Source organism: uncultured Tissierella sp. (assembly GCF_902479755.1).
GTDB classification, from domain to species: domain Bacteria; phylum Bacillota; class Clostridia; order Tissierellales; family Tissierellaceae; genus Tissierella; species Tissierella carlieri.
In genome coordinates, this window is record NZ_CABSQO010000059.1 from 1 (window position 1) to 15,522 (window position 15,522).

The 15,522-nt window shown below is 30.2% G+C and carries 11 protein-coding genes; all 11 read right to left on the reverse strand.

Annotated features, from left to right (window positions below; translation table 11 throughout):
- Positions 1–10 precede the first annotated feature (10 nt).
- Positions 11–1,135, reverse strand: coding sequence for a TMEM165/GDT1 family protein (locus RDK80_RS18810; protein ID WP_308525175.1), 1,125 nt, complete (start codon positions 1,133–1,135; stop codon positions 11–13).
- Between the two features lie 89 nt (positions 1,136–1,224).
- A complete protein-coding gene (gene hutI / locus RDK80_RS18815; protein WP_308525176.1) occupies positions 1,225–2,493 on the reverse strand; it encodes an imidazolonepropionase in 1,269 nt (422 codons plus the stop codon).
- Positions 2,494–2,502: 9 nt separating this feature from the next.
- Positions 2,503–3,399 (reverse strand): glutamate formimidoyltransferase, encoded by an 897-nt coding sequence (ftcD, locus tag RDK80_RS18820; protein ID WP_094901704.1) that lies wholly within the window; start codon positions 3,397–3,399, stop codon positions 2,503–2,505.
- 17 nt (positions 3,400–3,416) lie between these two features.
- Complete coding sequence (locus RDK80_RS18825) at positions 3,417–5,444, reverse strand: urocanate hydratase (protein ID WP_308525177.1); 2,028 nt, start codon at positions 5,442–5,444, stop codon at positions 3,417–3,419.
- A 12-nt stretch (positions 5,445–5,456) separates the two neighbouring features.
- A complete protein-coding gene (hutH, locus tag RDK80_RS18830) occupies positions 5,457–6,986 on the reverse strand; it encodes a histidine ammonia-lyase (protein ID WP_308525178.1) in 1,530 nt (509 codons plus the stop codon).
- 305 nt (positions 6,987–7,291) lie between these two features.
- On the reverse strand, positions 7,292–12,670 hold the full coding sequence (locus RDK80_RS18835; RefSeq protein ID WP_308525179.1) for a diguanylate cyclase: 5,379 nt from the start codon (positions 12,668–12,670) through the stop codon (positions 7,292–7,294).
- A gap of 27 nt (positions 12,671–12,697) precedes the next feature.
- A complete protein-coding gene (locus tag RDK80_RS18840; protein ID WP_308525180.1) occupies positions 12,698–13,144 on the reverse strand; it encodes a MarR family transcriptional regulator in 447 nt (148 codons plus the stop codon).
- Between the two features lie 42 nt (positions 13,145–13,186).
- The gene (locus RDK80_RS18845) at positions 13,187–14,071 is read right to left on the reverse strand and encodes a YegS/Rv2252/BmrU family lipid kinase (protein ID WP_308525181.1); all 885 of its coding nucleotides are present in this window, start codon (positions 14,069–14,071) and stop codon (positions 13,187–13,189) included.
- A gap of 185 nt (positions 14,072–14,256) precedes the next feature.
- Positions 14,257–14,730: a hypothetical protein gene (locus RDK80_RS18850; protein WP_094901692.1), complete on the reverse strand. Its 474-nt coding sequence runs from the start codon at positions 14,728–14,730 to the stop codon at positions 14,257–14,259.
- A 13-nt stretch (positions 14,731–14,743) separates the two neighbouring features.
- Positions 14,744–15,136: a YtxH domain-containing protein gene (locus RDK80_RS18855; protein ID WP_308525182.1), complete on the reverse strand. Its 393-nt coding sequence runs from the start codon at positions 15,134–15,136 to the stop codon at positions 14,744–14,746.
- A 107-nt stretch (positions 15,137–15,243) separates the two neighbouring features.
- Complete coding sequence (locus RDK80_RS18860; RefSeq protein WP_094901688.1) at positions 15,244–15,429, reverse strand: hypothetical protein; 186 nt, start codon at positions 15,427–15,429, stop codon at positions 15,244–15,246.
- Positions 15,430–15,522 lie beyond the last annotated feature (93 nt).

Sequence of the window (15,522 nt, forward strand, 5' to 3'; positions counted from 1 at the left end):
ATATAAAATACTATTTATACAAAGTTTCGTAAATTTTTTGCTCTAAAACTGCTCCATATTTACTATTTTTCTTTTTAGCTTCTTCTAAATATTCTTTAAAATTTACATCAACATTTAAATCTTCTCCAAAAATAATTGCTTCTAAGGAGTTCCTAATTTTATTAACTACGAAACTTTTATTGGTATCCCAACCGTTGTTTATGGAATCTATTATTATCATACTTAGAGCCTCTATAATCTTATTATTATCATATCCCTTTTTAATCAAAGAGTCTATATCAATTATAGAAGCTTGATAGTAATTTCCATTTTCCCTTGCTTCTTCCAGTATAAATCTAGTATATCCTATCAGACAAGTTGCCCCTATACACTTTCCACATTTCTCTTCTCCCAAACAAATACTATCTAAAGTTTCTTTAAGAACTCTTGTCTGATTATAAAGCTTCGAGGCTACTTCCTTCATAGGAGAACTGACTTTATTCTTTCTATTTGTAAGTAGCTTTCTTATTAAAACAAATTCAACAATTAATAATAACAATAAGTATAATATAATATTAACAATATTTATATAGTCTTTTGGAATTGTATTTAATAGTTTTAAACTTCCAAAGAATACAAAAACTATAGAAGAAACAATTTTAATAGCAACCTCTGGTATCTTTTCCCCAATTTTACTGCCTATAAATATACCAAGTCCAGATGTAGCGACCATACCTAACGTTGTTCCCATTAATATAAAAATAGGATAATTTCCTTCTGTTGATAATGTCATTGCTGTTAATTGAGTTTTATCACCTAATTCTCCAATAAAAAAAGCTAGTGCCACTGTTATAATTGGACTGAAAGCCTTTTTATTCTCAGCTTCATCTATTTCATCATCTTTTAAAGCCATTATACCAAAAATAACAAACATAATTCCAGCAATTATTTGTATTAAATTCATTGGAACTACCTTAGAAATAAAACGACCTAATATAATAGCAATTCCATGATTTAATACAACTCCAAATATGACACCTAAAATTACTTCCTTTACCTTATACTGGGTCGCAAAAGTCATAGCTATTATCTGAGTCTTATCTCCCATTTCAGCAGCAAAAACTAATAAAAATGCTCTAAACAATTCTTTTATCATTCAGATTTCTTCCTCCCATAATGAAAAAACTTTTAGCTTGTTATTACGATTTCAACAAGCTAAAAGTCTTAGTTATTTAATTAGAATAGTTATATTGTATTATTTTTATATGCAATCTTACCTTTTTTAACTACTGTATCAACATGGTTTATTCCAAAATGATATATAATATATTCTAAATTTGGTGAATCAAACATTACTATATCTCCTCGTTTTCCTATTTCAAGACTTCCAATTTCTTCTTCTAATCCTAAAGCTGCAGCTCCATTTATAGTTACAGCTGTAATTACTTCTTCTGGAGTCAATTTCATAATCAATGAACCAAAACTCATTATAAGCTGTAAATTTTCTGTAGGACAGCTTCCAGGATTATAGTCTGTAGATAAAGCTATGGGAACTCCTGCTTCCACCATTTTTCTAGCTCTAGCAAATTTTCCAGTTTGTAAATTAAAGCTAGTGCCAGGAAGTAAATTTGCTATCACACCACTCTTAGCCATTTGCTCAATTCCAATATCACTAGCTGCTATCAAGTGATCTGCCGTGATACATCCTATTTCTGCTGACAATTCCGCTCCGCCTAATGGCTCAATTTCATCAGCATGCAGCTTAGGCTCCATACCATATTCCCTAGCAGCAAGCAAAATCTTTCTAGATTGGTCTATTGTGAAAACACCTTCTTCACAAAATACATCACAGAACCTCGCTAACTTTCTTCTAGCTACTTCCGGTATCATATCTTTAATAATAATATCTACAAATTCATCTGGATTATCTATATAGTCTTTGGGCACAGCATGGGCCCCCATAAATGTTGAAACAACATCAACATGATGATCTTCATTCAACTTATTTGCTACCTCTAATTGTTTCAATTCAGTGTCAAAATCGTCTATCCCGTATCCACTCTTTGCTTCAATCGTTGTTACTCCAAACTTAAGCATAGTATCTAAACTTTTTTTTGCTTGATTATACAACTCTTCAAATGTGGCTCCTTTTGTCGACTTAACTGTAGAGTGAATACCTCCACCTGCTGCTAATATATCCAAGTATGGTACCCCTTTTAACTTCATAGCTAATTCATTTTCTCTAGATCCACCATGTACCAGATGAGTATGAGAATCTACTAATCCTGGGGTTACAGTTTTACCAATACCATTTAATATTACAGTATCCCCATCTACAATAATATCTGATGGTAATTCACCCTCTCCTACATAAATTATTTTCTCACCATTTAAAGCTATTATACCATTTTTTATTATTCCTATATCTTTTAATGATTCTTTAACTCTAGGTTTATTTTCTCCTTTTAAAGTTATTAAATTATCCACATTCTTTATAACTAAAGTAGCTTTCATTCTATCACCTTATTCCATCATTCTTTTTTCTAAAATTTGCCCGTGGTCAAAGTTCTCTAGTCTTAAATAGTAATCCGCTACATCAATCATTGCCGCCATAGGAAGTAATCCTATTATTTCGCTCCCTATAACATTTACTCCATATCTTCTAGCTTCTCTCTCTATTACATCAAACACTCTAAACAGCGGTGTTTTAGTATAGTCTACCATATTCATAGTTACTTGTACAATATTTCTTTCTTTGATTTCTATTCCTAATGCCTTACAATATTTAAATCCTCCTGCCGCACCTCTTATGGATTTTGCAATGTTTTTAGCCACACTAATGTCATTTGTTCCTAGATTTACATTAAATGCTACTAAAGGCATCCTTGCTCCTACTGCTGTAACACCTGACTTTTCGTTTAATTCAATTGGTCCAAAGTCTGGGACCCAATCTTTTTCCTTTAATTTATCTGCCATCCCTTCATATTGACCTCGTCTTACATCGGCTAAGTTCTCACGGCTTAAAGATTCCGCTGATTTCTCATATAAATATACCGAAATATTAAGTTCTTCTCCTATTCTTTTCCCTAACTTTTTTGATAGCTCAACACATTCTTCCATAGTAACATCTGATATTGGAATAAGTGGTATAACGTCTGTTGCACCCATTCTAGGATGTTCTCCTGTGTGACTTCTCATATCTATTAGCTCGGATGCTACCTTGCATGCATTAAAAGCCGCATCTATTACTTTCTCAGGTTCACCAATAAAAGTAACAACTGTACGATTATGATCCTTATCCATAGAATAATCTAGTAGTTTAACATCTTCAATTATTCTAATTTCTTCAACTATTTTTTCTATAATATCTTTATTTCTTCCTTCACTAAAATTAGGTACACATTGAATAATTCTAGCCATTTTATATCCCCCTATGATTAATTTTTCAATTTATCTTCCACTAACTTTTTAACTAAATCATTATCCGCTACATATGGAATTGTAATATGGTCTGTATCTTTAAATTTATTATTATATTCTATACAAGTAGATATTGAATTTTCATTTCTAGCCCAAGCTCTTCTTGCAACTCCACCCATTACATCCCATGGCATTGAAGTTTTAAGGATATTATCAACTCTTTCAGATCCATCTAATACCATCCCAAATCCACCATTAATTGATTTCCCTATACCTACTCCTCCACCATTGTGAAGTGCAATAAGGCTCATTCCTCTAGCTGCATTACCTGCAAAACATTGTGTAGCCATATCTGCCATAATATTACTACCATCCTTAATATTAGCAGTCTCTCTAAATGGTGAATCTGTACCCCCTGTGTCATGATGGTCTCTACCTAACATTATAGGACCCACCTCTTTATTTCTTACCATTTCATTAAATTTTAGCGCTATTTCAGTTCTACCTAGTGCATCTTGATATAAAATTCTAGCCTGAGTGCCTACAACAAGCCCATTGGCTTCTGCATCTCTTATCCATATATAATTGTCTCTGTCTTGACCTCTTCTATTTGGGTCTATACATTCCATGGCTGCCTTATCTGTTTTAATTAAGTCCTCATGCTTTCCACTTAAACAAACCCATCTAAAAGGTCCATATCCATAGTCAAATAACATAGGTCCCATTATATCTTCTACATAAGATGGGAATATAAATCCTTCTGATTCATCTATTCCATTTTTAGAAATATCTTTTGCCCCTGCATCATAAACGGCTTTCATAAAGCTATTTCCATAGTCAAAGAAATATGTTCCTCTTTCTACTAGCTTCTTAATTAATTCAAAATGATGTATCAAAGATTCATTTACTAGTTTAATAAATCTTGATTTATCCTTTTCTATCATTTCTGTTCTTTCTTCAAAGGTTAATCCTTGAGGACAATATCCTCCATCATAAGGAGCGTGACATGAAGTTTGATCTGATAATAGCTCTATATTAATATGATTATCTACTGCATATTCCAGCAAATCTACAATATTACCATGGTATGCAATCGCCACAGCTTCTTTTTTAGTCATTGATTCATGAGCATATTCAAATAATTTTTCTAAATCATCAAAAGATTTATCTATCCAGCCTTGATTTAGTCTAGTCTGTATTCTAGAAAAATCTACTTCTGCTATAATTCCCACACCATTTGCTATTTTGGTAGCTTTACCTTGAGCTCCACTCATACCACCTAATCCAGAACTTACAAACATATGACCTCTTAAGTCACCATCTTCCTTTACTCCAAGTTTCATTCTGCCTGCATTCAATATGGAATTGTAAGTTCCATGAACAATTCCTTGAGGTCCAATATACATCCAACCTCCTGCTGTCATTTGTCCATAGTTTGCAACTCCCATTGCCTGTGCTTTAATCCAATGTTCCTGATCATCAAAAGCTCCTATCATAAGTGCGTTTGTAATAATCACTCTAGGACTTGTTGTAGATGACTTAAATAATCCAACTGGATGACCTGATGCAACTACTAGCGTCTGCTCATCAGTCAATTCCTTCAAATACTTCTTAATCAATCTATATTGCATCCAATTTTGACAGACTTGCCCAGTTTCTCCATAGGTAACTAATTCATATGGATATAATGCTACATCAAAGTCAAGGTTGTTATCAATCATTACTTGAAAAGCTTTTCCTTCGATGCATTTACCTCTATACTCATCTATTGGTTTACCCTTAATATTACCTTCTGGCCTATATCTATAACCATAAATTCTTCCATGGGTAAACAACTCATCTAAAAACTCTGGTGCTAATACTTCATGTAATTCTTCTGGTATATATCTTAGGGCATTTTTAAGTGCAATTTCTATTTCTCTTTGAGTCAAGCTTAATTCTCTCTTTGGAGCCCTTCGTATTCCAGCTTCAAAATTAGGCATAAGTGGCAATTCATTTCCTAACTTGATAGTCATAGCCTCAGAAATTTGCAAATTCTTAATCATAAAATCTCCCCCTTATAATAATCTTCCAATTTCTTTCTCAACAGCATTTACCATATTTTCAGATTTAATTATATCTTCGCATTTGTTTATATCTAAAGACATAACTCTATCATCTTCCATAAACTTGACACTATCTCTTATTACATTATAAGCTATTTTAGTTCCTTTTCCTAATCCTTTATTTCCTCTTAAATCAATTGCTTGACAAGCAGCTAAAATTTCCATAGCTAGAACTTTTCTCACATTTCCCATTATTTCTCTAGCCTTTCTTGCAGCAATGGTTCCCATAGATACATGATCTTCTTGGTTAGCAGATGATGGTATAGAATCTACACTGGCTGGATGTGCCAACACCTTATTTTCTGATACCAAAGATGCTGCTGAATATTGAACTATCATGAATCCCGAATTAAGTCCACCTTTATTAACTAAAAATGCTGGCAAGCCATTACTTAAAGAAGGATTTACTAATCTTTCGAGTCTCCTTTCAGACAAATTAGCTAATTCAGATAACCCTATACCTAAAAAATCAAAGCTTAAGGCCATTGGCTGCCCATGGAAATTACCACCCGAAATTACTTCTTCCTCTTCAACAAATATTAAAGGATTATCTGTGGCAGAATTCATTTCGATCTCAATCCTTTCTCTTACATATTCAAAACAATCTTTGCTGCCACCATGTATTTGAGGTATACACCTTAAAGAATATGCATCCTGCACTCTTAATTCTCCTTGGCGAGTCACCATTGAACTTTTCTCTAATAAAGCTAATAAATTCTTTCCTGTATTTGCTTGACCTTCATGAGCCCTTACACTATGAACTCTGGAATCAAACGCATCTACTATACCATTTAAAGCTTCTATTGTTAAAGAAGCTGCTATATCAGCTGTCTTACTTAACATAATAGTATCATATATTGTTAAGGCACCAATTGATGTCATGACTTGAGTTCCATTAATCAGAGCTAATCCTTCCTTAGAAGTTAATTCAATAGTTGGTATTTCTGCCTTTTCCATAGCTTCCTTGCCAGACATTCTCTTTCCTTGATATATAGCTTCTCCTTCTCCTATCATAACTAATACCATATGAGATAGTGGCGCTAAATCTCCACTAGCTCCAAGAGATCCCTTTTCAGGTATAATTGGATGTACTCCTTTATTTAACATTTCAACTAAAGTATTTAGTGTAGATAGTCTTATACCAGAGAAACCTTTAGACAATGCATTTGCTCTAAGTAGCATAATACCCCTAACTATATCTTCATCTAAAGGATTCCCTACCCCACAAGCATGACTTATAATAAGGTTCCTTTGTAATATTTTCGTTTCTTCTCCAGTGATAACTACATCGCTGAATTTTCCAAAGCCTGTAGTTATACCATAGACAACCTTATTTTCGTCTACGAATTTATCAACTAAGGCCCTAGCTTTTTCTACCCTAGCAACTGCCTCTTTAGACAATTCTACTTCTACTCCTAATCTTACCACCCTTATAAATTCTTCCAAGGTTAAACCATTGCCATTAATAAATACTTTTCCCATAATATCCCCCTCCATTTAAATTCATTAATATATTTCACTACCTAACTAAAGTGCATAAAAAAACCACAGAATTATCTGTGGTTTTTTAATTTAATAGATTTTCTTAAAGTAAATAAATTCTTAGACATAATCTCCCCTACTTTTTAATGATGGAAATTTTTCTAAACCTTTAATTAATTATATCATAATATAGTATAAAATAGTAAATATTTTTTATAATCTATAGGAAAATTCCATCCTATTTCAATTTGAATTTTCCTATGGGTTGTAAAACAATCCTCCTTATTCTGCTAACGCTTCTTTTATTAAACTATAGACGCAAATATATTGCCAAAGTTCTTAGATAAATTAAAGCTATTAAAATCAAACTCTTTATTCTTCAAAGAAGTGGAAATATATAGAATACCTTTTACTCCTTCATCCTTTATTAATGGTAATACTATAATTGATTGCCAATTGGGCAATCCAGATAAAGAATCAACATTGTCTATATTATCCCAATCTATTAAAAATTCTCCTTTTTTACTATCTATTACTCTATCAATAATCTTATGATTTAAAGGAGGAGTTTCTACCCAATCATCATCAAATCTAGCCCGAGTAAAATATTTTTTTGCATCTTTATTCTTTTCAATAATCATCATAGTTGCCCATTCCGCATCTATGGTCTCTAATAATCTTCCTAAAAACGTAAATGTTTTTCCTTTAATATCGCGATTCTCTCTAATTAACTCAATAATATCCATAAGGGCTAAAATATTTCTATTATCTTCATCCATGCTACCTGTTAGAATTCCAGCAAGCTTATCAACTCTATTTATCGTATTATCCATTTGGGCATTCCATAAAATAGCTTTATTCCTACCTGTCTCCTTTGCATGGTATAAAGCTTGGTCAGCCTTTTCAATTAAATCCTCCTTAAATTGACTATGTTGCGGATAAAGAGATATACCTATACTTACAGTAACAGGGTGATCTATTCCTTGAATTTTTAAAGACTCTATATTTTTTCGCACTTTTTCAGCAATATTATATGCCTCTTCTTCCGTTGTATTTTTAAGCAATACGATAAATTCTTCGCCACCATATCGAGCTACAATATCAGTGCCCCTAATCGTTGATTTTAGAGCATTTCCTATTGAGGCTAAAATTTCATCTCCCTTTCTATGGCCATAGTTATCATTTACATTTTTAAATTTATCAATGTCTAGCATCAAAATAGAGAAGTTCCCATTGTTAGACTTAGTTTTACTGATAAGTTGGTCAAATTTTGCTTCATAATACTTTCTAGTAAATGTACTAGTAAGCTTATCAGTTGTTGCCATTAACCTTAGCTTATTGTTTTCCAAGTTAATAAATATTAGATAAGAAAGATTTCTAATCAATTGAAGTCTATCAATATCAAATCTATTGAAAACCTTATCCGTTTCTAAGTAGATATAACCTTGAGTTATACTTTCATCTGAAGAATATTTCCTTCTATCAACTTTTTTTTCATTTTCTTCTTCAAATATAATTATTGGCACGCACATTATACCTTTAATGTCATTTGATAAAAACTCTTTATATCTTTGATTATAAGCCATACTAAAATTGCTATTTATTAAAATTCCCCTCTTAGATCTATCTGCTAAATTTAAAATACCCTCATTGATTTTATAATCAAATTTTTTATCTAGAGATGAAATTATTTCATATTCTTTCTTTTTCTCATTATAGCTTAAAATAAATCCTCTTTTTGCAAAAGATTCCTTCCCCAAATAAGACAATATTAAATCAAGATTATATCTAAAATCATCACTGAGTTTAGATATTAAATTTTCTGTGTTTTTAATATCTAAAGCTTCACCATAATATTCTAATTGTGTAATCCTTACAAATTCTTCACTACCTATTCCATCGATAATTGGAGTTATATCAAAATATTCATATATATTTTCGTCACTTATGCTCTCTAAAGGAAGATAGTCCAATTGACAAGCATATTCTTTTTCTACGGCCGTAAAGATTCTCTCTTTTATTAAGTCTCCCTTTCTACTTTTAATATAACTAAATTTAAAGTTTACGTCATATATCTTCAAAGATAACCTATAGATAATATCTAATGCTTCTACTAAATATTTAATAGCCTGCTTATATTTTCTTTTACAATACAACTTAAACCCAATTACTATATTTAAAAATAGCCTTGAGGAAAATAGATTATCTTGTACCTTTTTTTCTTCAACAAAAATTAAATCTTCAATGGATTTATCTGTAGAGTCAATAATATATAATATGACTTCTCTCATAATATCTAAAAATTCTACTTTTGTTAAATTTATTAAGTTAGAATCTTCTTCGAGTAAGTCTAATGCATAATCAATATCTCCGCATAAAATACTGATTATAGAAAAGTAAAGCAATGCTTTTTTTCGTTCCTGTATTAGTTCTGTTTTCCTATATAACTCTCTAATTTTTTCTATCTCATCCTTATTAAAATAAGATTCATTAAAAAATTTGAAATAAATTATTCTACACTGTGCCTTTAAATATTCTCTAGCATTAAATTCCTTACATAAATCTCCAGCAACTTGCGACTCTTCTATACCTTTTTCCCATTGTCCCATATATCCATAAAATTCTCCCAGAAAATTATGATAACCAACATTGAGCTCTAAGTCTAAAATTTGCTTAGTTTCAAATATTTCTTTTAAATATGCATAACATTCAGAAGCATTGTTATATTCAGAAGTAGCTAAATATATAATACCCATATTAATATTAGCTATTAAAATTCCATTTAAGTCCTGTAATTCTATAGCACCTTTTTTAACTTCCTTCATATATTTAAGTGCTTTCTCAAACTCGTAATTCCTCATATATAGTTCAGCAATATTGTTTAGAAAAATTATTTCTACTTCTTGGACACCGAATTTAGTTGCAATTCCTAGACCTCTTCTATAATTCTCCATTGCTTTCTCATTATTTGCATAATGGTCTGCATATATAGTACCAATGTTATTAATCGGTCTAGTAGCTTCTACTAGGCTATCGGTTTCTTGATGATATAGAATACTCTTTTCATAATTCTCTATAGCTTCCTTTATATTTCCACTTAAAGCTTTAATTAATCCTAAACGGTTATATATAGTACCTAAATATGCCTTAATTTCATAAGTTTCAGATAAAGTAATAGCCTTATATAAGAGTTCTTCTGTCTCTTTTAGCTCCCCATTACTTATACCTATTCTAGCTCTTAAAGATAAAGCTATAATATTACCCTCAATTATATGATTTTCTGTAGATATTTTTTCTATATCTTCAATATATTTAAACGCCAAATGGTTTTGTCCTTTTCGATAATAATTATCTACAGTAATAGACATGCCTTTAATTATATGTTTAAAATCACTTAACCTTCCTGCTTCCTTCTGATAGTCTTCTAAATAGGCGTCTCCTTTTTCCGTTTCCCCCTTCAAAGAGTATATGTCCACTAATTTCTCTAGAATCTTTAGTTTAATTGTGCCTTTACTATCCTTTGCTATATTATATGCTTTCTCAAGCAATAACCTGGCATAAGTACTATACCTATTTTCTAGTTTTTCAAAACCTCCTAGAATTATATTTAGAGCTTTCTCAGATTGATTAGATTTAATTAAATGATATATTAATTCTTCTAATACTAGATCTAGATCATCACCGTAAAAATCCTGAATAATCTTAGATGCCTTTCTATGCAAATTTTCTTTTTCATCCTGAGGAATTTCATAATATACTAATTTCTTTAGTTCACTACTATTTATACTATAACTATATCCCCAGTCTGCTAACCTTTCATCGATAAGCTTTAAACTAGTTAACTCATCTAAATCTTTTTCCAGCTTACTTTGTTCTATATCTAACATATTCATCAATATCTTTTTATGCAGTACATCATCAAATATTGCCATTACTTTAAATACATCAAAATAATTCTTTTTAATAATATCTAGCTGTTTTTTAAAGGCATCATCAAAATCAGCTGGAAAGTACAAATCTGAATAACTATCACCTTTTCTATGCCATTTGCCATCAATGTTAATATAAAATTCTCCTATATTATATAAATGCTTAATAATATATTCTATATGTCTAGGATTTCCTTGACTTTCTTTATATAAGACTGATGCTAAATTGTGTGGTATACGAGACATACCTAATATATTCTTAACCATAAATCCAATTTCTTCTAATCCAAGCTTATGCAGTTCCATATCCATTACATATGAATCCATTTTCCACTCATTTATTTTCTCTTTAACTAAAGTAGTTTCTTCTCCATGACTTCCTTCAAAAGAAAAAATAAAAAACACATTATTTCCTTTAACGTTTTTAATTAGATAATCTAAAAGCATTACAAAATTACTGTTGCATTTCTGTATATCATCAATAATAATATATATTATCTTCTCTTTAGAAAGCTCCGTAAAATAATTTGCAATTCTATTATATAACCTAAATCTTTCTGTTTTTTGATTTAAATCAGTATCTATGCCTTCATCAATATTTAATCTTAACTCTGGAAGTATTCGTGACAACTCATTTCTATATTTCTCTATAAGTTCAGATGGTGTATCCTTCATAGATTGTTTTAATATGTTTGACATATCTAGTAAATCATTACTTATACTTTCATGTATCCCAATAAAATACACATCTCTACCTTTTAGTCTTAATCTATGAGATATTTCACTGAGGAATCTTGACTTTCCGACTCCAAAATCGGCATTTACAACTAAGCCTTTATATCTATTAGTTCCATTTACTATATCATCATCTATTAACATGGACTTATGAATTTCTTTCTCCCTACCAATGATTTTATTATTAAAGGATAAAGAACTTCTGCTTTCTATTAAATCATAGGAATGATTTAGGCTAAAAATATTATTTATTTCATCTATAATCTCCAATAGGTTTACATCTCTTGTAATGAAATCTCTCTTAGTAAGTTGTTTAATAATATTACTTAGCTTTTGTTTTTGTTCTGTAGTTAAAATACCTTCCTCATTATATACAAATGAGTCTACATCATCAACTAGAAAATCCTGTAGTAATAAATATTTAATTAACACACCTAATGAAAAATAATCTACTTTTTTATCATTTTCATCCCTATTTATTAACGCTTCGGGAGATATGAAATATCTTGTTAAATCATCATAATGAGAATTGTATCTTTTTTCAACAATAGTAGCTAAATCCGTAAGTTTTATACTTCTATCTTTAGTTATAAATATTTCTGAAGGATTTAATAATTTGTATGTGAAACCTCTAAAATGTAAAAAATCGATTGTTGCTATAATATCTAATAGAACTTTAAGCTTTTCTTCCAAACTTAGCTCTTCTTTTATATCACTTAATCTAGGACTATGAATATATTCAGATATAGAGTAATATAACAACATATTTACCTTTTTAGTATCTATTGTCTTAACTAGGTTAAACTTTTCACTAGACAATATATGCTTATGATTAATGTTTGATAAATAAATAAAATTGTCGATAAAATAATTTATTAATTCTCTTTGAACATCAAAGTGATAAAGCTTCATCAATTGAATTTTATCGTCTTCCCATAGATCAGATACTTTATACGTCTCAAAATATAACGTATCCTCTAAAACCTTTTCAATCTTATATCTATTGTCGACAATTTTCATGTTATCCCCTCTTTTTTACATCTAATCTTATGACTCATCCTTCATTGCCTCATATAAGGCTTTTAATCCCAAGTGTAATCTATTTTTATCCTCATCACTAAAATTACTTAACTTTCCTGATAAGAAGTCAATACGCTTATTTAACACTTTTTCCAAAATATCATAACCGTTAGGTAATACCTCTACTCTTACAACCCTTTTATCTTTCTCATCTTTTTTTCTTACTACTAACTCAGCTTTTTCCATGCGATCAATAAGATCTGTAATAGTGCTACATGCCAAAGCCATTTTCTGGCTTAATTCTCCAATTGTCATATTTCCTTGGTTTATAAGAATCTGTAAAGCTGAAAATTGAGGTACAGTAATATTAAAGTCAGATAATATTTCTCTCCCTTTTCTCCTTATGATATAATCTACTTTTCTTAGATATTTTTCTATATTAGCTACATTTTCACAGCTTACATTTTCGTTCATTTGTATCCTCCTCTTTATCTTTTCAAAATAGTCTAGTTTTGTTTAGACTATAATTCTAAAGGCCTTCGGTACAATCTCAAAAGTGGCAGGAAGTTTACCACCATATTCACCATCTATATCGATAGACACTTTCTCCCTAGTATCTAATCTCACACTCTTTGACTTAAAATATACAACATTTGGATGATTAATATGATCACCACTAAATATATTAATAAAAATATTGGCTAAGTCTTGAACTCCTGATTTTTTTACAATCACTATATCTAACAGTCCATCTAGGACATCTGCTTTTGGTGCTAATTTTTTAAAACCTCCAATAGATGAGCTGTTGGATATGAGAAATAACAATACTTCTTCATCTAAAGAACACTCTTCGCTTTCCACACTTAATTTTATTGGTTCAAAATTCTGTAGGGTTATCTCTTTCAACCCCTCTATATAATAAGCCATTCTTCCCAATACCATTTTAGTCTCTGGTAAAACTTGGTATCCTACATTAGTTAAAAGTCCACCTGCCGCTACATTTACAAAATATTCACTATTAACCTTGCCTAAATCCACATCTATTGTGTTTTCCCTCTTAATCATATCATAAAACTCCATAATATTTTTGGGAATTTTCATGTAATTTGCAAAATCATTAACAGTTCCTGAAGATAAAATGGCAACTGGTATTTTTCTTTCGCTATTCGCAATACCTTTAGCCACTTCATTTACTGTACCGTCACCACCGCTAGCAACTATGATATCCCAATCTTCCTTGCATGCTTTCATAGTTTCAATCATGGCATCGTCCTTTTTTTGTGTAATAAACTTGCTAATTAAATATCCATCATCTAATAACAATTTACATAAACGATCTACCCGTCTTTCCATAGATTGTCTCCCTGAAGATGGATTAAAAATCACTTTTATTTTCTTCATAAAAATCAGCCTCTCATCATATAAAATAATCTATATAAATTTAATATCAAATCGCCTAATTATATAACATTATATCCTATTATACCAGCAATATAATAATTGTAAAAGAATTTTCAATTTTCAATTTTTAGCTTCAACCACAGAATTTATGCTTAAAAAAAATAAGAATCCAAATCTTAGGATTCTCACTTCTTCTTTATAGCATTTTTTATGGTTTCTATTATCTCAACAATCAACTTAATATAACTATCTATATTTTTTATATTGTATTGAAAAGCATATGCTGTTTCAGATATGCTATCAGTTACCGAATCAAGAGTCTCAGATACTTTATGGGTTGTACTATCAATGGAGTCAGTAATAGAATTTACTTTTCCTGATATGCCATTTATATTTTGTACTAGACCATTTATTTCTGGTGTTAAATCCTTTATAGCACTATCAGTACTTTTAGTAATTGAAGTTAAATTTTTACTTATTGAAGGTAATTGTTCAAGTGTATCATTAATGTTCTTTTCATTTGCTTCAGCTACAATATTTATCTGACTCATTAGTTTATTTATATTCTTTAACACAAGTATTAAGTATGTCAGCGCACCAATGCCTAATAAAAAAAGTATTAGTTTAAATAAATCCTGAATAGTAAGGGTGGCAGTCATTATCTACGCCCCCTTAATAGGATTCACTTTCATCTTCGTTAATATCTTCTTCCACTATTTCCTCTATTTCTTCTTCAATCTCTCCTTCAAAGTCATTAACTAATTCATTTTTCTTTTCTTTTATTCCTTCATATGCCTGTTTGATCTCAGACTTAACCTTATCCTGTAATTCTTTAGTAGCTTCAATTTGTTCATTTACTATAGTTTTAACATTTTCAGCTACTTCTTTTGATTTTTGAGATATATCTTCTCTAGTTTCTTTCCCAGATTTAGGAGCAAATAATAATCCTGCTGCTGCTCCAATTGCAGTACCAATTGCAGTACCTACTGCTACATTTTTTGCGGTTTCAATTTTCTTTTCTCTCTCAGCTTTTCTTTTTTTTTCTTCGATAAACTTGTTTATCATTTAAATCTCCCCTTTATAATTATTCTGTGATTTTCATAATTGTCTTTTACCCTAAAAGACATTTTATAATCAAATTTAAACTAAAATATTCTATTTATTAATCTTATTTAAAACTTATCCTTTAATATCTTTTGCAATTCTGCTGCCTGATAGCCACACTCTTCTGCAAATTTTTTAAATAAATCTGCTATTTCACTATCATTTACTTTTTTTGAGTGTACTTCATAATCTCTGACCATTTCTTGTGAATCTAATATCATCTTTTTAACAATTTCTTTTGTAGTTAATTCCAAAATAATCCCTCCTAAATTTAAATTAATAGTTCTATATGATTAATTGTTTCACAGTATTATCTATTTTATACTTTTATATAAAATATTTTATTT

Bases quoted from the DNA above. Each gene is read 5' to 3' on its own strand.
- RDK80_RS18835 (WP_308525179.1), bottom strand. From the start codon at position 12,670: ATGAAAATTGTCGACAATAGATATAAGATTGAAAAGGTTTTAGAGGAT.
- RDK80_RS18855 (WP_308525182.1), bottom strand. From the start codon at position 15,136: ATGATAAACAAGTTTATCGAAGAAAAAAAAAGAAAAGCTGAGAGAGAA.
- hutH (WP_308525178.1), bottom strand. From the start codon at position 6,986: ATGGGAAAAGTATTTATTAATGGCAATGGTTTAACCTTGGAAGAATTT.
- hutI (WP_308525176.1), bottom strand. From the start codon at position 2,493: ATGAAAGCTACTTTAGTTATAAAGAATGTGGATAATTTAATAACTTTA.
- RDK80_RS18825 (WP_308525177.1), bottom strand. From the start codon at position 5,444: ATGATTAAGAATTTGCAAATTTCTGAGGCTATGACTATCAAGTTAGGA.
- RDK80_RS18845 (WP_308525181.1), bottom strand. From the start codon at position 14,071: ATGAAGAAAATAAAAGTGATTTTTAATCCATCTTCAGGGAGACAATCT.
- RDK80_RS18810 (WP_308525175.1), bottom strand. From the start codon at position 1,135: ATGATAAAAGAATTGTTTAGAGCATTTTTATTAGTTTTTGCTGCTGAA.
- RDK80_RS18840 (WP_308525180.1), bottom strand. From the start codon at position 13,144: ATGAACGAAAATGTAAGCTGTGAAAATGTAGCTAATATAGAAAAATAT.
- ftcD (WP_094901704.1), bottom strand. From the start codon at position 3,399: ATGGCTAGAATTATTCAATGTGTACCTAATTTTAGTGAAGGAAGAAAT.
- RDK80_RS18850 (WP_094901692.1), bottom strand. From the start codon at position 14,730: ATGACTGCCACCCTTACTATTCAGGATTTATTTAAACTAATACTTTTT.